Consider the following 22,899-nt stretch of genomic DNA (forward strand, 5'->3'; position numbering starts at 1 on the left):
ATTAATGTTGAAATGTTTTTCGATACTGTATTGCACTAATTTTATAGTATTTATAAAACAGCTTGTTTAAGGAGCTGACCTGATCATAGCCGCATTGAACACTGATAATCGTTAAGGTGTCAGCAGTGTAAGCAAGTAGTTGTTTTGCTTTTTCTAAACGTATTTTTTCGATAAATTGTCCAGGCGGAAAACAAGTTTCTTTTTTAAAAACCCGTGAAAAATTACGGGGACTCATGTTTACTGCGGATGCTAATTGTTCAAGATTTAATGTTTCTTCAATACGTGCATTAGCATAGTGATAAACTTTTTGAACAAGTTCACTCATATTTTCAACAGCAGGTAATTCTTCAGAAAAAAGTGATTGATCCGAGAGTCTATGTACTCCAAATACCAGATGTTTGGCCACCTGTATGGTTATGTCCCGCCCCACATCTTCTTCAACTAAATGTAATGCCAAGTTGATTCCAGAAGTGATCCCGCCAGAGCTATAGATATTGCCATCCTTTAAAAAAATAGATCGGGCGTCAACATGAATTTCAGGATACATACTTTTAAGCAGACCTGCATATTTCCAGTGTGTGGTCACTGTTTTATTTTTCAGCAGACCGCTTTTGGCCATTAGAAATGTGCCGACGCAGATCGAAGCTAGGCGATTTACCTGCGGATATATTTGCTTGAGCCATGTATAGACCGTTTCATCAAGATTTTCAAATAAATTTGGGTGCGTGCCCGCAATGATCAAGGTATCTATAGGTGTTGTTATATTGAAAATACTTGCGTCGCATTGGAGCTTGATACCTGAATTTGATGTGACAGTTTCAGATTTTAATGCCGACAGGTAATGAAGCTGATAGGGTGCGCCATAACCTACTTTTTTTAAAATCTCATTGGCCGTATGAAAGACATCAGTAGGTCCTGCTACATCCAATAATTGTACATCTGGTAATATCAAAATGGCAATATTTTTCTTATCCATGTCTCAACGTAATTTGCATATTGATTAGGACAAAGGTACTCGATCGTAACAGGATCATCAATGACAATATGCTGTGTTATCGTGCCATTTTTTTTGATAATTTATTTAAAGCTTATGGATATACTTGAATGGTTATTTCATTATTTTGATCCGTTCAGGATGTGAGCTTTTTAAAATAAAACCTGCTATCAGGTCAATTTTATGATGAAGGGGGTATCTGCATGTTGAAGTCCGATGATAATAAAATTGCATGGAGCATACTTATGCTACCATGCTATTTTATTTTTTCACTGATCTTCTCCACTTTATATATTTGTTGGAAAAGGATCTTCGAATAGGATGTTTTTATCAAACAGATAAAACTCATCTTCTTGGAGTAAGCATTTTTCCAGATCCAGCATTACTTTTTTTTCGTTTATGTCTTGTCCGATAAAGACAAGTTCATTTATCCTGTCGCCCCATTGTTTACTCCAGCGACTTTCAATATAGTCTTTGTTGGCCACATAACTTTCAAACTGTATGCGTTCAAAGTAAGACATGCTGCTCCACCACACGCCAGCTGTTTCTAGGCGTGAAGATCCGCCTGCCTGAGAAAAATTTAAAGCTTCATCCCGACGAGAAGCTAGCCAAAAAAGACCTTTGGCACGTATAATACCTGCGGGATAGTTATGGTTTAAGTAATGCCAAAACCTTTCAGGATGAAAAGGTCTTTGATTTCTGAATACGAACGAACTAATCCCGTATTCTTCAGTTTCAGGAACATGATGCTCCGACTCCAACTCCTTTTGCCATCCCGCCGAAGTCTGGGCTTCATCAAAATCAAACAGGTTGGTGTTTAATATTGCTTTTGGACTTACCTTTCCAAAAACAGAACTGATAATATTTGCTCCTGGATTTAATTTGTGTATCGCAGCCTTTAAAATACCAACTGTTCCAGCATCCACCAAATCTGTTTTATTCAGGATGATGACATTGGCAAATTCGATCTGATCGGTAAGCAGGTTGACAATGGTTCGGTCGTCCCCCTCCATATCCGTTAGATTGCGATCCTGTAGCAGTTCATTTGTTCCAAAGTCCTTGAAAAAATTAAAGCAGTCCACTACCGTAACCATGGTATCAATGTAACTGAAGCGAGACAAGTCTATCCCATGTTCTTCGTCAACATAGGAAAAAGTTTGCGCTACCGGAATAGGTTCACTGATACCCGTACTTTCAATCAATAAATAATCAAATCGTCCTTCATTCGCAAGTTTTTCAACTTCAACCATGAGATCTTCACGGAGTGTACAGCAAATGCAACCGTTGCTCATTTCTACTAATTTTTCTTCCGTACGTGATAGTGTGTTTTGATTTTCAACCAATCGTGCATCGACATTCACTTCGCTCATATCGTTGACAATTACTGCAACTTTTAAGCCCTCTTTGTTCTGCAAAATATGGTTAAGTAAGGTTGTTTTTCCAGCACCAAGGAAACCGCTTAATACGGTGACCGGAAGTTTCTTGCCGATGCTCAAAGCAGGATTTGATAAAGATGTTTCTGTCTGCATGTAGTTAATTCTTTAGAGTTTTATATTAAGCACTATCAATATGAGTAGAAGTATTCAGTTGTATTGCCTTGTTAATTTTAGCCTAAATCGAGCCTTCAACTATTTTTGTAAACCAGCCAATGATATTTTGATAATGTTGAAAACCATATAAGCGGATGAATTTTTTCGTTTCGGGCTTATCCAAATCATGGTAAACAGCAAGCCTCCTAGTTGCAAATTCTTTCGTAAGACTGATCTTGCAATCATTTACCAAACAGGTTTTCCATTGTTCAAATGTTTGAGGTATCATATATAATCTGTTTTCTGAATTGTTATACAAAAGCAAATATAGGAAATAATTACACTAAATGCAATTAAGTTGCATTTAGTGTAATTATAAAAAGTGAAGAAATAAATCTGGTACAAACCCAATATTATTAAAAAAATGCATGTTGATTCAAATGATCTATTGTTTTAAGTAAGGGGGGCAAATATTGTCGATGGGGCAATACAGGCAAGGTATGTGATGTTTGTTGCTAGCTTGTTTTTATGCTGCTCTTAGAGATGACATGATTTGGTTATTTATAATTAATGCTCTGTTAATATGCGTTCTATTTCTTTGTAAGGAATAGTTAACCGTATTATTTTGAATTTATGCCTCTTATAAAACGCCACGACCTGAAAGAACACTGGAATAAATTTGTTATCGAAGAATGTGAAGAAGCGTTTTATCAGATTTACGAATACTATCACCATTACCTAAGCTATGTCGGCACCAAACGTGGTTTTGCTATTGATATTATTCAAGATGCCATTAACGATGTCTTTCTTTATTTATGGGAAAATAGGATAAAAAGCAGTGCGATACAGAATCAGCATAATTACATTATTACCATATTTTTGCGCCAGCTATTCCGTGGCGACGCAAAAAAATACGAAATGATACCTACCATGGCTACTTTATTAGAAAACTGTGAGGTACCTTCTGTTGAAGATGGATTTATACAGCGTTATACGGAAGATGAGGTCGGTCGCTTTGTAAAAGAAAAAGTAGATGAGCTTGGCGAGAAGCAACGCTTGTTGATTTATCAGAAATTTTACCTTGGATTATCCTATCATGAGATCGCTGTTGCAAATGGTATTTCGATCAATACGGTCTACAACACCATCTATAAGTCTGTTGATAAATTACGAAATCTGTTGACTGAAGAACAAGAAACTTTCCTTAAAATAGCCATTGGCGCCCTTTCAACATTTTTTTTATTTTTTTTAGAAAATCAGTAGTGAAAAAAGCTTACTCCATGCTCTATTGATCAAATGAAGAAAAATAAAACATGGAAGAACTGAATCTGAAAGCATTATTAGCAGATGAGAGCTTCATTAACTATTGTAAAGGATACCCTGCTCATGATGTTGCCAAATGGGAGAATTGGCTTCAGGATCGTCCGCAGTATCGTAAAGAAGTTGAAGAACAGAAGCGTATCGTACAAGCGCTGGCTTATCATGCTACCGTTACGACTGCTGAAGATAATTATCTTCGACTTAAGAAGCGGATCGCTAAAAAAAATAAGAAACTGGATCCGGGTTTTCGAATTTCCTCATGGCTAAAGATCGCAGCTTCACTACTGCTCATCTGTTCCATCTCTTACTTGATTTTTCGTCAATCTTTCCTGTCTAAGCCTGATAACAATACGCAAAGTTTAGTGATACCGGGAGAAGATAAAGCTTTATTGACTCTAGCAGATGGTTCTACGATTTCATTAGATGAAGTTGCCGTAGGAACATTAGCCCTAGAAGGCGGAGTCCGTGTAGAGAAAACAAAAAGTGGTCAACTTATTTACAGTGTTTCCGAATCCGAATCCAATAACAAGAATGCTTCCAATACCATTACTACTCCTAAAGGAGGGCAGTATCGACTTACCTTACCTGATGGCTCTAAGGCTTGGTTGAATGCTTCATCAACCTTACACTATCCCCTACATTTTGAGCATAACGAGCGCCGGGTAAAAATGACCGGTGAGGTATATTTTGAAATTGCCAAAATGGAAAAGCGTCAGCATGGTCGGGTCGAGCGTATCCCTTTTTATGTGGAAACAGCGCATCAGGAGATCCAAGTATTAGGTACGCATTTTAATGTGAACTCCTATCCCGATGAACCCGGAATAGTTACCACACTGCTGGAAGGAAGTGTGCGCGTAACTTCTTCTTTAAACGGCGAATCGATTCTGTTGCGTCCCGGACAGCAGTCATTCTTAGATAAACAGCTGGTCGTAAGTACGGCAGATGTCGAGCAGCAGGTAGCGTGGACTGCCGGAGATTTTGTGTTTAAAAGTGAGCCATTAACCAGTATCCTGCGCAAAGTTTCGCGCTGGTACGATGTGGATATCGTATGTCCACCACATTTAGGAAAACTCAAATTTGATGGCATCGTTTCGCGTTCTCAGCCCTTAACTGCTATTATGGATATGGTTGAAATAACGGGAAAAGCAAAATTGAAATTGATAGAAAGGAGGATTATTGTGACCGATTAATACCTCTATAATACCTGATCGGCTTTTAAAAAAGGCCAAAGGTGCTCGTAACACCTCTGGCTAGTGCGTTAAGCTGATCGATAACGTTGTGCGAACAAAATCATCAATTAATATTAACGACAACAAATATATAAAATATTCATTTGCATTGGGTAAACACCCGTCATGAATCTGCTATATAGTCTTGTTAAAGGACAATAAATACATATGAATTTTTATCAATGCATGCGTGTTATGAAAATCACCATGATGTTAATGACTTGCTTGTTGGTTCAGGTCAGTGCGTCTACTTTTGGACAACGCATTACACTGAATAAGCAAAATAGCAACATACCATCCATATTACAGGAATTCAGAAAACAAAGTCAGTACGACTTTTTTTATGATACTGAATTATTTAAAAATACCAAACCGATCCATATTAACCTGAAGGATGCTTCCATTGAACAGGCATTAATGGCTTGTTTTTCCGACCTACCTTTTCGATATGTGATTAAAAATAAATTAGTAGTGGTGACCGATGCTCCAGAAAATGCTGGAAGCAAATCCAAACCCGAACAACAGCAATTTACGATGACCGGACGGGTGCAAGATGTGAATAATAAAGCGGCTCTTGCTGGGGTCACCATTCGGGTCAAGGGTCTTTCATTGGGTGCGACTACCGATGCCTCGGGCAATTTTACAATCATCGTTCCCAAAAGCACACAGGTGTTTGTATTCACCTTATTGGGATACCAATCCCGAGAAGTATCGATTAACGCCGCCGAACGTAATATCCTGATTCAACTGCGTTCTGCCTCAACAGCATTAGATGAAGTTGAAGTGAGGGTACAGGCGCGACGTAAAGCAAATACCGAAGTTGCCGTTTTGGAAGAGCGTAAACGAGCATCTATTGTTCAGGATGCTATTTCAGCTGAATTGATACAGCGTACGGGAAGTATTACAACCACTCAAGCTTTACAGCGGGTCACCGGAGTAACCGTTACTGACGATAAATATGTTGCGGTACGCGGTCTTGGTGACCGATCGGTGATTGGACAGCTAAACGGAGTACGTCTAGCATCATCGGATCCTGACCGTAGTTCTATCCCTTTAGATTTGGTACCTGCTTCCTTATTGGATAACATCACCATTTATAAAACGGTGACACCTGATAAACCGGCAGATGCGGCTTCGGGAATTGTAGAACTGAAAACAAAGTCTGTCCCCGATCGGATGACTTTCGAAGTCATAGCACAGACCGGATTAAATTCAAATATTGGAATGGGAGGGAAGTACAATAGTTTCTGGAATAGTGAGATGGGCTTTTTAGGCACAAAAATCAATAATAAAAATCTGTCGACTGATTTCTTACATCTAGCGAAAGAATATCCCGCAGGTTTATCATCGATCCATAATTTGATTGCCAATAGTAATTATAGCAACGATGCTTATCAGGAGGTCGGACGGATTAACGGCATTATGCAGGGCTTTGATCCTGTGATGACCAGTACCTATAAAAAAGCGCCATTGAACCAGTTGTATTCCGCCACCTTTGGAAACAGTTATGACCTGTTTAATAAGAGACATAAGCTAGGGGTCATTTTAGGAGGTAATTATTATAGAAGAACAACCGATATCAGTGGCGGTGACTTGACACAATATAGTATCTATCAAGGAGTCGTAACCGGTAATCCGGACGTGTACAGTGTTCGTAATATTCCAAATTATATTACACCTAATAGTCTGTACATGGGCAAATATCAGACTTATAAGGAAAATACCGGAACCGAAACATTGAATTATGGAACGCTGGTGGGACTGACCTACCGATTTAATCCACAGCATGAAATCAGTATGCAGTACCTCGGGAGCTGGGGCGGTGAAACAAAATCTACTCACCTAAATGGTCGATACGAATACACGGGTTTGCCAGGAGAGGTGAGAAGTACAACCTATTCGCTTAAACAGACGTTCAGAAACTTGAATACCTTCAATTTACAAGGAGAACACAAATTTTTAAAAGGTGATCTTTCTCCTCGTCTAAGTTACAATGTGGCCAGTTCAAAATCCAAACAGAATGATCCTGATTTTCGTTTCGCGAGTTTAGCAGACTATATCCCGCGTGGAGGAGGCTATTATAGCAGACCGGTCGTCGGCGCAAATAATGGTGAAACAGAAGAGGTGTATACTCAACATCTGTATGCCTTGACTTCAGGTTATGTCAATGGATTTGGCACCTATGGTATTATGCAGGCGGAGCCGAATGGCCGGAGATGGCGAAATCTGACAGAACAGAATTACAATTACAAAGCTGATATCAGCATTCCTTTCCGCTTATTAGGTCAGAAGCAAGAGTTCAAAACAGGGGTAAACTATTTGTTTCGGGATCGGGATTTTACAGAAAACCAGTTGTTCTTACCAGGATCGAATTTTACCAGAAATAAAGCATTACCGCTCTATGACGTTGAAGGTAATCTGAATCGTCTGGTCAGTAATGAAATCATTGGAGTGAAAATACCAGCAGCTGGTCAGGGTGAAGGAATGATGCCTATCGGCGGATTTTTATATAACAGTCAGAAATCGCCGAACAATTATACCGGTTATTTTGAAACCAATGCCCTATACGGTATGCTTGATCTAAAATTGACCGATCGTTTCCGTATGGCAGGGGGTGTTCGATTTGAAATGACCAATATTGGCTCTACAGTCGATACAGCTGGCGTGTTTTTGGATCCTTCATTGACAACAGGCGCTAATGGAGAAGCTCCAATACCGCTTAACCCGATTGATCCAAATTCGGTTTATAAAACTGGTTATAAGCCTTTTTACTCTTTGAATGCAACCTTTACCCTAAACGATAATATGAATTTCAGGGGCGCTGTCAATACGACCTTGGCAAGGCCGGAGCTTCGGGAAATAACCAATGTATTTGAATTTGATGCTTTTCAAATGGGATTGGTCGTTGGAAATCCAAATCTGAAAAATCAATGTACTCAAAATGCAGATTTTAGATGGGAATGGTTTCCGGCAAAAGGCGAGGTTATAGCCGTTTCGGCTTTTGGTAAGCGTATCGAAAACCAGTTGGTCAAGGTGTTTAATCTGGAAACTCAGGGATTGGCAGCTACTTACCCAGAATTTCCGACCATACAATTCCAGAATGATGTGAATGTAGGTAAAGTATGGGGTGTCGAGTTTGAAGTGGTTAAAAACTTGGGAACGTTGATCGATCCTTTACGCAATTTCTTCTTAGGCTCCAACCTCATGCTTGCTCAAAGTGAGATCCAAAAATCAGCAGCGCGCTATGAAGCTAATCGCTCGTTGGATCGACATTCACCAAAAAATAGCCCCCTGTTTGAACAAGCTCCCTATTCGATCAACGCTTGGTTAAATTATGATAATGATCAATCAGGAACAGATCTAACGATGACCTTTAATATGGTCGGCGAACGCTTGGTCCAGATCAATCTAACGGGTGAGCCAGATCTATATACACAGCCAGTGCCTTATCTGGACTTTGTATTTAGTCAACGGATCAATAAAAGAATTCAATTTAAGGGCTTTGCCAAAAATATCATGAATCCAGCGATTAAAACGGTGTATGCTAATCCGCAAACGGGAGGAAAATGGTACGGCAACGAGTACATCAACCGTAGTTATAAACGCGGTGCGGAAATCATGGTAGGCTTTACATATAATTTATTGTAGTCATGCGATATCAAAAATTAGACTTTAAACAGTACAAACGCGATCATACGCAACAAGCTTATTGGTTTCGCCTAGTGGATAACCACCTCATGTATGTGGCCATTTTATTTTTCACATTCGTGTTCACGGCCTGTCAGAAAGAAAAAATGGATATGGGTGTTGACAATCGGGCGGTAACGGAAAACCGTGAACGATCAAATGTGCGGATTATAAATATGGCTGGATTTAATCAGGTTATTTCAGGTAAAGATAGTTTAACCAATTTTATCGTACGTCGTCCAGACGCTCCAGATACTGATCGCTATCCGGGTACATCCTATTTTCCTGTAGACGGACGATTGGGTAAAAGCTGGGTAATTCCACAGGATCTCTTTAACCAACAGGATCAAGTAAAGCTTACGTTGGGGATACGTCATTATCAGGGGGCTTTAGATCGGGACATTACTTTTCAGGCTGCCAACGATTACCGTAAACCGATGGATTATTTCTTGATGCCTACGTTATTTATGGATGGACAACCGGATATAGTAGCGGTGCCACGTGCGGTTTCCGCTCCTTCAAAACCGGATCATTTTAAAATCCGAGTCGTCAATCTGGGTGGTCCTATCAAACATCAGACCATGGGCCTTTTGGGTATGCAGGAAGATATTACGGGGGCCGTATCTCTAGCGTATGCCGATGGTACATTGGTCAGTACACAAACCAATAATATACAGACAAATGCAGTAGCTTCTGATTATATTGAACTGCCTTATGGTACCTATCAGTTTAGGTTATTGCTCCAAGACGGAAGGCAGATTCCAGCTTTGGGAGCAGATACTTACGCATACACTGTCCTTCATCCGTCGACATCCACGATCGCTATCGATCATTCGAGCAATAGCAATTTGCATTACGCTCCCGTCACGACCTATCAACCCGGTGGCGTGTATACCTTGTTGGTTGCTCCCGGAGAATTTAATTACTACGTCGATGAAATCGGAAATACCTCTTCCTATTATCAGAATGCTTTTCAGGTATTGACCGATGTAGCAGCTCCTGCCAACCGGACCTATTCCCGTATTCAAGCAGCTAATGCGCGAGCAGGTCAACCGGTCAATTTTCGGGTTGATGGTAAACCACTAGCCGATGCTTTGGCTTTTGGTCAGGCCAGTAATTATCTCAATATGATTCAGGGAACACATAGGATAGAAGCATTGGATGCATCAGGCAAAGTATTGGCTTCTTTGGAGCAGGCGATGCAACCGGCACAAAATTATACCATTTGGCTTTATCCCCAACAAGATGGTAAACCTCAACTGCTATTAGTAGCCAATGACTTAAGTGGTTCGGTCTATACAGGAGCTCAGGATGATGCCAGTTTTGCCCGTTTACAATATCAGTTTTATTTCCCAAAACGCTTTTTAAACTTATCCATTGGAAATCCATATGTGACGTTTACCGTGGGCAATGGACAGTCTCCTGCCACGTCTTTCGATAATCGGGACGCGGTAGAAAATCTACAACCTGGAATTCCGAAGATGGAAAGACCATATATCGGATATCGAACACTCTATAATCCTTTTGAATTTATGGTCTATCGTTCTACACCTGATGTCGTTCCGGGTATTTGGGCAAGCGATATCAGCGTGTTGACACACGAAGCTTTTATCGCCAATAAAAAACTTTACGAGAAATCAGGACGCCCCGAACCCATACAGGAAGCAGGCGTATATACGGTTTCTCTTATTGGCAAGAGTGCAAAAGATGCTACTGCGACCGATAAAGCAAGAATGATTTTAGTTAAACATACCCGATAATGGAAGGCATAAGTATTCTTGTCTGACCATGATTTAAAAAAATATTGATATGAAAAATCAACGATTAACGATTTACTTAGCACTATGGCTGCTCTGTGTTTCCCTATTTACAAGTTGTAATAAGGTGGAATATACAGCCATCGCCGAACCTGCCTATCTACGGGTGTTCAACAACCTCAATTATGTTCAGACCTTAGGCAGTAAAGATGATAAAGTGCCCTATTTCTGTATGTTGATCAATCCTACCTTTGGTGTAGGAGGAGCAATAACAGGAGCCGAGATTGTAGGTGACTTTCTGGATAAAAGGGCAGCTTATGCACCCCCTTATCCCTCACATATCGGAAATAGTACCACAGTGGATAATCCAGAATATCCAGGTAAAGAAAATGTACTGGTAGGCCCTATCTTAAACGGATTTGATTTAAGCAGCTGGGCTCAAGTTCCGTCGGGAGACCTGCGCATTATTTTCGCCTATCGACCAAAGAACAGCATTCCTTTTTTGGAATTAGAAAGTCACCTGAAGACGGATGTTTTAATCGATACGGTGATCCATCTAGCAAGTAAAGAGGTGTATACCCTGCATCTGCTGCAAAAAGATTTTGTGACCAAAACGCATGGATTGCTCTTGCGTCAGGAGAATTTTCATAAACTGCCACTTTCTGATTCCTTGGTCTATGTCAATTTTTACAACATGAGTGCAACAGGCTTCTTAGAGGCCGATCTGACTTTGAAAGATGATGATTACTTATTGCGGAGTTTTAAAAATGGGATCAAAGACGAGATGAATATCTTTCTTTCGCTGTATGAAAGTCAAGAAAAACCTTTTGTTCAAGCACAGACAGTACCTGGTTATAAAGGTAAATTTTTAACGCGATTGACCCGTAATAATACCAACGCTGCGGTCAGTCCTTATGTGAGTTTTCCGCTGTGGGCAAGTAGTAAAAGTAACGGTATCCAGACTGATATCTGGCAACGGTTTGATTTCTTTATCCCAGGTATGGATATTACCAATAATCCTTTTTTCTCCGGTGATATCGCTACCGGAGGCAATTGGGCATCCGTGAACTGCCTGAAGAATGGCAAAGTATCATTAGAAGGATCTGATAATGGAACGCAGTTGCCGAACCTCTTGGTCAATGTGCATTCCGGCACCCATAATCCACAAACTTTTGCAACAGTCAACACATTAGAAGTGGTCAATGGCCGGATTTACCTGACCACCATTCAACGCAAATATGCACCACCAGTTTATTAACAGTTAGCTAGGAGATTTTAAATATGAACTATAAGATAATCGATAAGAGATGGTATCCAGTAAGGCAGTACGTATTATTTATGCTTTCGTTTTTCCTTTTCTCTTGTGAACATCCCGATTTAACGGTGGTCGTACCCAACGAGAACTTACGTCCAGCATCGGATTTTATCAAAAATAATTATGAAATGACCTTATTCAGTGCTGCGCTGGAAAAAGTGGGATTGGCATCAACATTAAATGAAAAGGGACCTTATACCGTTTTGGTGCCTACAGATGCCGCATTTAATGAATTAGGCATATTTAGACCTTCAGATTTTGATAAGATGAATCTGGACAGTTTAAAAAAAGTGATCCAATACCATATTCTTCCTCGCCGTATGCTCTTGCGGGATATCCCATCAAATGGGGTAGATGTGCGCTATGCCACGCTAGCCGGTTCGGAGTTATATGCTTCGCTAGGTTCGGTGGGACCAAATGGTGGTACGCCTACAAATGAGCTTTTTTTCAGTGGAGCAAAGGCGTCTAGAAAAGATGTGATTTTAGCCAATGGCGTTTTGTATGTTTTGGATAAAATGATGAAACCACAATTTGATACCTCTATTCAGGCTTGGTTGGCAGCACGTCCTACCTACCGTGTTTTTGTAAGTGGGTTGAAGAAATTTGGTTTATGGGATCAACTGGCAACGAATGGGCCCTTCACCATCTTTGCGCCGACCAATGAAGCATTGGAAGAAGTGGGTATTACCGAAGAAACATTACAGACATTAAGCCCAGAAAAATATCGTGCTGATGTGCTGTTTGGATCTTACCTCATCTATGACAAACACTTTTTTGTATCCGATGCTAAAGTCATGGGGATCATTGCGACTACTGGGGGCTATACCTATCAGTTAAAGAACAATCTGCATGAGATGAGTTTTGCTGCCGGAGAGGAGTACCCCAGTTTTATATTAAGTTACTACCTCAGATTACGTGCAGACCGTACCGTCACAGCACCCATAATTGCTCAAGTATCGTATGGAATCAGGGCAAAGATGGACTATCTGTGTCGTAATGGTGTGATACATGATCTTAATCAAGGATTGGTAAGACCTGAACAGGCTATTAAATAATATCACAAATTATGCTGATGAAAATGCAACAAATCAATACAATATATAGGCTGGCCTTTATGGGCTTGCTCATGACGCTGTTATTTGCCGCCTGTAAAAAAACAGAGTTTATGCCTGCAGCGGAAGGCGAGCAGGTCCCGTATAAACCTGATGCGACCGAGAGTGTTACCGAAATATTAGGTAAAAATCCGGATGCGACATTATTTTATACGGCTTGGAAAAAGAGCAGCATGGAGGAGAAAATCAAGGAAAAAGGAGGGAATACAACCTATACCTTGTTGGTTCCCAACAATGCGGCGATGATCGCATCGGGACTGACCGAAGCAAAGATTGCACAAATGCCACGGGCAGATGTAGACAGCCTCCTGTTATTTTATACGGTTTTGGGTATGATATCCCATGATGAACTTCGAGATAATAGTTTACCTGTAAAAAGTATGCTGATGAATCCGGGTTTACGAGTTCCTTTTTATGAAGGTGGAGTGGGATCAGGTCTTGGCCAACGATATGATCCCTACTATTACAAACATTATCTGGCTATACGCGATGAACAATTGCTGATCAATGGAAAGAAAACCGGTAAAATGAAGTATCAACCGGCACGTAATGGTGCACTTTATTTTTTGGAGCAAACCGTTACCAAACCGACAAAAACTGTTTTGGAAGCCTTGGAGCAGGATGGGCGTTTTACCATGTTTCTCGAATTGCAACGCCTTTCTGATGATGCTTTCGTGGAAGTGATGGTGACTCAAATGGAGCCTTTATTTGGCTATAAAATGTCACCTGAAGAATATTGGCAGAATTTTCCTGATGCGCGGGAGCCTTATACAAAAAAATGGCTAATTGGACCAACACCTAATCCCGATTATGCTGATCCCAACATCACCATTTCGACTTGGTTTGCTCCGACAGATGCCGCCTTTAAGCATGCTGGATTTAATTCTGTAGCAGAAATGCTTCAATTCAATGAGACTCGTGGTCATGTGTTTTTTGATGAAGGAACGTTTCAACCGACTGGTGGCTATCCTTTGGATAGTATCGTTAACTATCATCGGGATTGGGGACGTTTTTTTGCGATCCAGGATCCTAGTTATGGGTTAGCCTATCCCAATAGTACGGTATTTTTTAGTAATGATCTGACTGCAGACTTCTTACAGGATTATTACGTCAATATCGGTGGAAATGCGCAGGTGCAGTATGCCTATAAAAATCCTTTCGCTTTTACAGCATCCAATGGAAAGCTATCCATGACCATAAAAGAAAGTGGCGGTACACCTGTACAGATCATCGAAACAGATATCAATACCCTCAATGGACCGATACATGTTGCTGACAATCTGCTGTTGCCTAAGGGATTTAAATTAAAGTAGACGCTTAAATCGTATGGAAACTGAAAAATAACAAGATATCGATACGATTTCAGGTGAACGCTGAATAACAAAACGAGCTGGTAAGCTCATGATTAATAAACGATAGATGAAACTACAGCTAAGATATTATAAGCAATTGGGGATATTGCTTTTTGCAACTTTCATGGTTACCTCATGTAAAAAGGACGAGGTACTGAATAGTCATGACAATAATAGGGTCAATTTGGTCATAGCCGACAACTTTAATCTGTCTAGTTTTAGTGCTGTTTTACGTAAAAGCGGCATGGATAAAGTTTTACAGGACGGAGAAGGGCCCTATACCTTATTGGCACCTTCCGATGCGGCTTTTTCAGCAGCAGGTTATGGCGATGCGGTATCAGTTTTGGCGGGAAATACGAAAGTGATCAGCAGAATTGCTCATTATCATATGTTGGATGGTAAATATGAGTTAAATAAACTTCCTTTTTTGTTTAATCAGGAATTACGCACGCGCGGAGGAAAAATGTATGCGACCCATTGGTTAAAGGGAGGGGATACGGTATTGACGCTCAACGGCTCACGTGTACTGGCTCAAAACATCGCCGCATCCAATGGACTGATTCAGGTCTTAGATCGGGTGCTGACGCCCTATGTGCACGATTTGATTGGAAATGCTATTGCTGCTGACCCCAGTATCACCTTGTTTGCACAAGCCTTAAAGACTTCGGGAGTTCTACAGACCATAAGTGATGCGGGTCCATATACCGTATTTGCTCCTAATAATGCAGCGATGCAAGCTTTAGGGTATAGTACGGTACAGCAGATTCTGTTGGCAGATCCGGTCAAACTCCGAAGTTTTTTGCTCTACCATATTGTGAAGGATAGACGTTTTGTATACGACTATATTCTGAGTACGGGTGCTTCAAATAAGGCGCAACAGGGCATGATGGACGGTAATAGCATCACCATCTCACTGGTATCAAATCCAAATGCTCCTAATTCTTTTCAAGGGATCAGCTTACGTGGAATAGGGAATACTTCAGAGATTAAATTACTGAAACAAGATATGTTAAGTGGAAATGGGGTATTACATGTGATCGATGGCGGTTTACGGATTACCCAATAATCAAACTAGGATTAGCTAAAAGAAATTAAAATGAATATTTATATCAATAGGAAGCCCAGATCAGGTCTATTTTCAGGGAAAGATATGCTTTGGAGGATACACATACAAGTTGCCTTATGGTGTCTCGTCTTTTTTATGAGCACCTCTGGTTTTGCACAGGAAACATCTGGTGCTTTAACAGGGCGTGTGCAACATGTCGATGGGCATGCTGTTGCAGGCGCTTCAATTCTGGCTGTACATACCCCATCGGGGACACGCTATTCGCTCGCTACCGATAAAGATGGGCGCTATACCTTAAACAATCTGCGTATTGGTGGACCCTATACGGTGACCGTGAGTATGGTCGGTATGCAAAGTGATACACGTACGGATATTCAAATCCGTCTTGGTGCGGCACAGGAACTCAATTTACAAGTGCGGGAAGGTAGTCAAGCTTTGGCCGAAGTTGCTGTAACTGGACGTTCGCAGAGACAACGTGTGGATACGTATGGCGCAGGGCGCAATATCAGTGCTGAGCAAGTGCGCAATATGCCTACGGTGAGTCGTTCGATTACAGATGTGACCCGCCTGACACCACAAGGAAGTCGAGACAATAGTTTCGGAGGAACTAATTTCAGGTATAATAACGTCACTGTAGATGGGGCCGTCAATAACGATGCGATCGGTTTTTCACCCTCTTTGGGTGGACAGACGGGGACTTCAGGAATGGCTGGAAGCAGTACGCGTACCAACCCGATCTCCATGGATGCCATACAGGACATGCAGGTCTATCTGGCACCCTACGATGTTAAAATCGGAAATTTTACGGGAGGTTCGGTCAATGCCGTAACTCGAAGCGGTACCAATAAAATCGAAGGCTCAGTCTATGGATATGGACGCAATGCTGCTTTAACGGGTAAAGACCGTGTGGGAAGTCTCGGTAAAATGGATCATGATTTTTATGACTACCAGTCCGGATTTAGAATTGGTTTTCCAATTATAAAAGATAAACTTTTCTTCTTTAGTAATGAAGAGATCACCTGTCGTCAAGATCCTACACAACTGTATGCAGGTACTACCGAGACAGCCCATATTCTGAGTGAGGATGATGTCAAATCGATTGCTACAGCAGTGGGTAGCCGCTATGGAGATGTATTTGATGCAGGTACAGCCGGTAAGTACACAAACTGGTCAAAATCCACTAAGTTTTTTAACCGTATCGACTGGAATATCAATGATAGACATCAATTAGCCATTCGTAATAACACGATTTTTAGCAGTGCCACTCACATGGACCGGGATCAACAGGATTTCCGCTTTTCGAGTATGGCGTTTAAGCAAACGAATAATCAAAGCAGTACAGTAGCTGAATTGAAAAGCCGCTTTAGCAATAATCTTTCTGCTAATGCAGTACTGGGGTTTACCGTAGTAAACGATAGACGGGATCCGTTGAGCGACCCTACTCTTCCACAGGTTCAGATTCAGGGACGTACTCCAGGTACGACAATTTACCTGGGAACTGACCGTGAAGCCAGTATTTTTGATATGCAACAGCGGACATGGGAACTAACGGCAAATCTGAACTGGAACCTTGGCCGGCATAAACTCCTTTTTGGTACGCATAACGAGCTTTACCGTATTCGCTATGGTTTTGTGAATGCTTGGAATGGACGTGTAGACTATAATAGTATTGACGATTTTTTAAATAATAATCCTTATCGCGTACGTGGTAGTTACAACTACAAGAACAATACGCGGGATTATATTCTAGGTAATCCTGCCGCAGATTTTGGAATCAATATGTACAGTCTTTATGTACAGGATGAGATCAGAGTAAGTGATCATTTTCGTGTTACACCGGGTTTACGTGCCGATTTTACGCAGTTGCCCGATATGCCTGTGCTTAGTGATAAGGTTCGTCATATACAGTCCGATCCGTACTTTGGTACAACTTATAATTATACGCCTTTGTCTCGGATTTCAAATGATTTTCTTAATCGCGTACAGCTTTCACCCCGTGTGGGATTCCGTTGGGAAGTGCTGGAAGATCAAAGTTTAGTATTACGCGGTGGAGCAGGACTTTTTACAGGACGTATTCCCTTTGCATGGTTGGCATATGCTTATTATAATACAGGGGACAGCTATGGTGCTTTTGATCAGCGTGCAGATCAGAAACCTTTTGCTCCGGGAAGTGATGCGATTAAACCCAGCCGCAATGGATTGGCCGATTTTATTGCCGCAAATGGAGCTGTAGTAAATGATCCGAAGAGTGGTAAAACGCAGGTTGATCTGGTTGATAATGGCTTTACAATGCCTCAGGTACTGCGTGGTAGTCTGGGTATTGACTATGAAACAGCGAACAACTGGAAGTTTACAGTCGAAGGTTTGTATACCAAAAATATCAGCGATGTGCTCTTTCAACAGTTGAATGTCCATGATAATCCACTTTATTATGGTTATGATATTCATCAACAGCAACCGGTGTATCAGGGTGCGGTTGATGATCGTTTCTCGAATATTTATGTATTGAGCAATACCGATCAGGGCTACCGTTATAACATCACGGGGACAATCAGCAAGCGAATGAAGAATTTTAATGGAACAGCGAGTTATACGTACGGAGAATCAAAGGATTTGAGCAACGGGGTGCGTAATTCTATGGAATCAAATTGGCAACTGAACCAATCGCTTATACCAAACAATCCAAAGTTAGCCTATAGTAATTTTGATATCCGCCACCGCATCGTTTCCAGTATCAGTTACGATCATTATTGGCGAACGGCTGGAAAAACAAACATCACCTTGTTTATCAGTGCACAATCGGGCTCTCCCTTTACTTATGGCATAGTAAACAACAGTATTCAAGGATTACCACAACAGGTGAGTTTAGTCTATGTACCAAATCCGGAGGAAGCAATCCGTTATTTTAAAGATATTCCTAGTGGAAACACGGCGGTACAACAAGCTGAAGCATTTAACAAGTACATCGATGGCAATGCTTATCTCAGCAGCAGAAGAGGAGATTTTACGGAACGTAATAGGGGACGTACACCTTGGAATGTGCAAGCGGATCTCCGCATTGCGCATGATTTGCCTGTGAGCACTAAAAAAGGACAGTTTATTACGATTTCTGCCGATGTGGTCAATGTGACAAACCTGCTGTACAAAAAGTGGGGAGTACAGTATTTTTCTCCTAATACATTCAATTCGACAAGTAGCGTGGGTTTGACACCGACCTTGTTTCCACCACAGCAAAATAATGGAAACTGGCCCGTATTTACGTTCAATGAACCTGGACAAACCTATAGTATTGATTATTTCAATTCAAGAGCACAGATTCAATTAGGGGTTCGGTATACATTTTAGGTTCTTGCAGTTTATGGGATTTTAACTCCTAATGACGGTAATGACCTGAACGGTGAGGAGGATAATAATGAAAAAAGATAGTATATGGATATTCCATATGATTAAATAAAAAATGAAAGTCATGAAAATATGGACAAAATATAGCCTCGGTATCATCCTTTTTATTTTGATACTTGCAGGTTTTGCAGGTTGTGAAAAGAAGGAAGGTATACTTCCTGAGACAGCAGTGAAAATAACGCAGTATTATCCAAATTCAGGAAAAGAGGGGACGCTTGTCACCATCGCAGGAGAGGGATTTGGTACAACACTTGAAGCGTATAAAGCAACAGTAAATGGTAAAGATGCCACTGTGATCAGTGCGACTGCAACAGCTATAGTGGTTCGTATGCCCACAGGTGGGAATACAGGTAAATTGGTGTTGAGCTATAATAACCAGATCATGGATGTAGGTACATATACCTATCAAGATTTAAGTGTTCGGCAAGTATTTCCTGCAAATGGTCCTGCTGGTTCTCAAATACGCATTGGAGGTACTGGATTTGGAAGTGTCAGTAATCCGGCGGAAGTCTTTATTAATGAAAAAAAAGCTTTGGTCGTCAGCATTAGTGATACGCTGATCGTAGCAGAAGTGCCCAATGAGGCTGGTTCTGGATCTGTAATTGTTAAGGTGGATGGGATGAATGCAAAAGGGCAAACCTTCACTTATCAGGCAATAAAGGGTATCAAACCTTTGACAGGAGGGAAAGATACACGTGTAGTGATCTCAGGAGAAGGTTTTGAGCAACTGACTACCAATAATATTGTTGAATTTAATGGTAAGAAAGCTCTTGTCGTTGAATCTACCCCAGAGCGTTTGGTCGTAAAGGTTCCAGATGGAGTAACAACAGGTCCTTTATCGGTTAATATCAATAACCAAAAAACAATAGGTCCATCTTTTACCGTTGTGGATAAACCTGTTATTCAAACTGTAACACCGCTAAGTGGTCCAAAGGGGGCACAAATGACGATTAGTGGATCTTTATTTAGTAAAGAGTTGGATGAAAACCAAGTATATATCAACAATATATTGATACCGTTGACCTCAGCTAATGAAACGGAACTGAAACTAACCGTTCCAGGAGGTACTGGGTCAGGCGTTATCCGTGTTGTGGTGAACGATCAGGTGAGTAATGGTCCACAGTTTAAAGATCAAAATCTGGGGATTACTGCGATGACACCAGACAACGGATTGACTGGTACCAGTGTGACGATTAGAGGCACAGGTTTTAGCACAACAGCATCTGAAAATAAAGTGTATTTCAATGGCGTATCAGCGCTGGTAAAAACAGCGACGGAGAATAGTTTAGTACTTGAAGCACCTCTAGGATTAAGCACTGGAAATGTGAAAGTGGTTGTTGGCGGGCAGGAAGCCCTCGCTCCGCAATTGTTTAAACGAGCAGGTGTGATGACTTTGGCGGGTGGACCTAACAGTAATACTTTTGCAGGATATATGTCTGCCATTGCTACCGACCAGCAGGGCAATATCTATGTAACCGATACAAATAATAAACAGGTGAAAAAAATAACGCCTTCGGGAGCTGTTTCAATTTTGCAGGTCAATGGAGCCGATGCGGTTTTTGTCAAACCTTATGGCATCGTCATCGATAAGCAGAATACCATGTATGTGAGTGATCAGGGAACCAATCAGGTGATCAAGATTACATCAGCTGGTCAACGTTCGGTCCACACTTCGGGATTTGCACCCGGGCATATGAGTATTGACGATGCTGGAAATCTGTATGTCAATATCAATGGATTTGCTGCAGGAGTCAATAAGGTCAATCCAACAGGAAATTATAGTAAACTTAATGGCACAGGTTGGGTGACAACCCGCACCGTGGTGGATGCTTTAGGAAATTACTACTACCCAGATCAAAATGCCATCAGTGGGAATGGTTTGATGCGTAGGGGAGCTGATGGTATAACGATGAATGCATGGATCGGTTTTTCAGAGGCAGGCTATGCGGATGGTATTGGAAGTGCTGCACGCTTTCAGGGGATTAGTAGTATTGTCCTTTTTGGAGGTAATACCATGTACGCTACGGATAACTTTAATTATGCATTACGAGAAATTGATGTAGCAACTCGAAAGGTATCCACTATTTTCAAGGCGAACAACCGTGGATATATAGATGGATCTTTAGTAGAGTCACGCTTTGGAGCTTTGGCCGATATGGCGGTAGACAAGAATGGTAATATTTATATCTTGGATCCGGACAATAAAGCAATCCGGAAGGTTTTCTTGAAATAGGAGCGAAATTATAATTAATATTAAAAGGTAATACAATCTAAGAAAGTGAACGTACGTTCACTTTCTTAGATTGTATTTTTGTTCTATAACCATTACTTGATATTCAGTCATATATTAAAATTACTTTATCGATGGTTTTATTAACTCTGCTACCACAAACTCTACCCTGAGATAGAAAGTTGGCTCAGTTCCACCCCGCACACTAGCTTGAGCCTCCACTAGATCGAACCCGATCGAGGCTTCTTTCGAATCTAGCCGAAATAAAAAAAGCTTCACATTTCTGTGAAGCTTTTTGTGATCCCGCTGGGATTCGAACCCAGGACCCATACATTAAAAGTGTATTGCTCTACCAGCTGAGCTACGGAATCTTACTCTTTTTTTGAAGTTTCCTTCGTTGTTTGGAGTGATGCAAAGGTAGAAAAATCCCTGAGATATGCCAAGTATATCTTGCGAATATTCCTTAAATCCTTTATTTTGAGGGAGAATATTTTTTTTATCTAGGATTTTTGTTGCTTTCTGGGAGCATATTTCATTAAAATATGCTTCTGATTATCCATATTAATATTTTTTAAACACACATAAAATTGTTTTTTTTCTAAAAAAGTATATCCCAAATACCTGCGGATTGTTCCAATATAACGAGAGCATGGGCATTATTAAACAGTATTTCATAATAATTTTGTTGAACTTCAATATAGGTTCTCTGTGCATGGAGTACTTCAAGTAAACTAGAATCACCTCGTTTGTAGCCGTAGAGTTTCCCCGTTAAGATAGCTTTAGCATCGTCAAGAATACCACTGTTGAACTGCTGGAGTTGCTTTTGAGTCGCTTCATAGTTATAAAATGCTTGCTTAACTTCTGTTTGCACCTGTAGTTCAATCTCTTGATGTTGTAATCCAGCTTGTTGGGCAGTATAAAATGCCTCCTTAAGTTCTCCTTTCCTATGATTTGAAAATTTCAAAGGAATTCTTATTCCAAAATTTGATGAAGTGAAAGCTGGACTGGGAGCTAACTCATTGCGGGCTTCTGCATTGCGCGTAATACCTGTCGTTATTCCTAAATCTAGTACCCGATTTACTTTTGTAAGACGGATCATTTTTTCTGACACATCTTTATTTTGTAATGCATACAGTAGATCTGCACGGTTTGATAGTGCATGGACTATAAGGTCATCAAGATAAAAAGACCGGTCAAATGTAGAAAAATTCACCAATGCCATCTGTGTAAGTACAGCATGTTTACTCCCCATCAGTAAATTGAGGCTACTCAACGATCCTTTCCAATTTCCGATGGACTGAACTGCTTCATTCCATATGGATTTAGCCTCAAGTTTACTTTGTTTGGCATCAATAGCAGTAATTGTACCTAATTTGGCACGTAAACTGTCCGATTTTGCAAGTTCATCCATCGTTTCATAGGAATTGAACTTTAATTTCATCAGTTGCTCATGATGGATTGCGGTTAAATATTGTACAGTAGCATCGGCTCGGAGATTCCTGAAGTAATCCTGCAATATATATTTGCTAAGTTCAGATTCACTTTTTGCCAGATCAACGCGTGCTTTCCGTTTTCCGCCAAGTTCGAGGGTCCAGTCCAGTCCGATATTGTATCCGTACCCCATCTTCATCTTATGCTGGTCGTTATTAAATACATCAGCGGTAAATTCTGGATCAGGAATTATTTTGGATTTTTCAATATTTGCTTCAGCAATATTGATATTTAACTTTTCTGCCGCATAAGCTATGTTATTTTGAGCAACAGCTTTTATAAAATCGGGATAAGTAATCTCTTTTTGAATATCTGCGTCAATCTGAGCTTGAGTAATTACACTTAAGACTAAAGTAAAATATAATAGTAGAAAGTGTTTTTTATGGATGTTTTTAAGACGTAACATGTGATGGTA

At 40.7% G+C, this 22,899-nt stretch carries 14 protein-coding genes and 1 tRNA gene; 10 read left to right on the top strand and 5 right to left on the bottom strand.

Going from position 1 to position 22,899, the window contains the following annotated elements; genetic code table 11:
* Position 1 precedes the first annotated feature (1 nt).
* The 3 genes from HCX49_RS22045 to HCX49_RS22055 form a co-directional block, all read right to left on the bottom strand.
* Positions 2 to 976, bottom strand: a complete 975-nt coding sequence (locus HCX49_RS22045; RefSeq protein WP_168128164.1) for a GlxA family transcriptional regulator — start codon at positions 974 to 976, stop codon at positions 2 to 4.
* A 305-nt stretch (positions 977 to 1,281) separates the two neighbouring features.
* Positions 1,282 to 2,523 carry a GTP-binding protein gene (locus HCX49_RS22050; protein ID WP_168128165.1) on the bottom strand — a complete coding sequence of 414 codons (1,242 nt, stop codon included), beginning with the start codon at positions 2,521 to 2,523 and terminating at the stop codon, positions 1,282 to 1,284.
* An 82-nt stretch (positions 2,524 to 2,605) separates the two neighbouring features.
* Entirely contained in the window at positions 2,606 to 2,812 is a 207-nt protein-coding gene (locus HCX49_RS22055) for a hypothetical protein (RefSeq protein ID WP_021191561.1), read from the bottom strand.
* 344 nt (positions 2,813 to 3,156) lie between these two features.
* Here HCX49_RS22055 and HCX49_RS22060 point away from each other — a divergent pair, with 344 nt between their 5' ends.
* The 10 genes from HCX49_RS22060 to HCX49_RS22105 all read left to right on the top strand — a co-directional run bounded on the left by HCX49_RS22060 (position 3,157) and on the right by HCX49_RS22105 (position 20,996).
* A complete protein-coding gene (locus HCX49_RS22060) occupies positions 3,157 to 3,786 on the top strand; it encodes an RNA polymerase sigma factor (RefSeq protein WP_021191562.1) in 630 nt (209 codons plus the stop codon).
* Between the two features lie 50 nt (positions 3,787 to 3,836).
* Positions 3,837 to 5,033: a FecR family protein gene (locus HCX49_RS22065; RefSeq protein WP_132771849.1), complete on the top strand. Its 1,197-nt coding sequence runs from the start codon at positions 3,837 to 3,839 to the stop codon at positions 5,031 to 5,033.
* A 207-nt stretch (positions 5,034 to 5,240) separates the two neighbouring features.
* Positions 5,241 to 8,720, top strand: a complete 3,480-nt coding sequence (locus HCX49_RS22070) for a TonB-dependent receptor (protein ID WP_237682872.1) — start codon at positions 5,241 to 5,243, stop codon at positions 8,718 to 8,720.
* A gap of 2 nt (positions 8,721 to 8,722) precedes the next feature.
* A complete protein-coding gene (locus tag HCX49_RS22075) occupies positions 8,723 to 10,519 on the top strand; it encodes a DUF4397 domain-containing protein (RefSeq protein ID WP_168128166.1) in 1,797 nt (598 codons plus the stop codon).
* A 49-nt stretch (positions 10,520 to 10,568) separates the two neighbouring features.
* Complete coding sequence (locus HCX49_RS22080) at positions 10,569 to 11,774, top strand: hypothetical protein (protein WP_132771847.1); 1,206 nt, start codon at positions 10,569 to 10,571, stop codon at positions 11,772 to 11,774.
* 23 nt (positions 11,775 to 11,797) lie between these two features.
* A complete protein-coding gene (locus HCX49_RS22085; protein ID WP_132771846.1) occupies positions 11,798 to 12,886 on the top strand; it encodes a fasciclin domain-containing protein in 1,089 nt (362 codons plus the stop codon).
* A 17-nt stretch (positions 12,887 to 12,903) separates the two neighbouring features.
* Positions 12,904 to 14,256 (top strand): fasciclin domain-containing protein, encoded by a 1,353-nt coding sequence (locus tag HCX49_RS22090; protein ID WP_168128167.1) that lies wholly within the window; start codon positions 12,904 to 12,906, stop codon positions 14,254 to 14,256.
* Positions 14,257 to 14,362: 106 nt separating this feature from the next.
* On the top strand, positions 14,363 to 15,361 hold the full coding sequence (locus HCX49_RS22095) for a fasciclin domain-containing protein (protein ID WP_084825423.1): 999 nt from the start codon (positions 14,363 to 14,365) through the stop codon (positions 15,359 to 15,361).
* Positions 15,362 to 15,391: 30 nt separating this feature from the next.
* Complete coding sequence (locus HCX49_RS22100; protein ID WP_237682873.1) at positions 15,392 to 18,706, top strand: carboxypeptidase regulatory-like domain-containing protein; 3,315 nt, start codon at positions 15,392 to 15,394, stop codon at positions 18,704 to 18,706.
* Between the two features lie 121 nt (positions 18,707 to 18,827).
* The gene (locus tag HCX49_RS22105) at positions 18,828 to 20,996 is read left to right on the top strand and encodes an IPT/TIG domain-containing protein (RefSeq protein ID WP_168128168.1); all 2,169 of its coding nucleotides are present in this window, start codon (positions 18,828 to 18,830) and stop codon (positions 20,994 to 20,996) included.
* A 295-nt stretch (positions 20,997 to 21,291) separates the two neighbouring features.
* On the opposite strand, the gene HCX49_RS22110 is transcribed toward HCX49_RS22105, so the two are convergent.
* Positions 21,292 to 21,364, bottom strand: a tRNA-Lys gene (locus HCX49_RS22110).
* Between the two features lie 227 nt (positions 21,365 to 21,591).
* A complete protein-coding gene (locus HCX49_RS22115) occupies positions 21,592 to 22,890 on the bottom strand; it encodes a TolC family protein (protein WP_168128169.1) in 1,299 nt (432 codons plus the stop codon).
* Positions 22,891 to 22,899 lie beyond the last annotated feature (9 nt).

This window comes from Sphingobacterium sp. B16(2022) (genome assembly GCF_012030425.1).
Taxonomy (GTDB): Bacteria; Bacteroidota; Bacteroidia; order Sphingobacteriales; family Sphingobacteriaceae; genus Sphingobacterium; species Sphingobacterium anhuiense.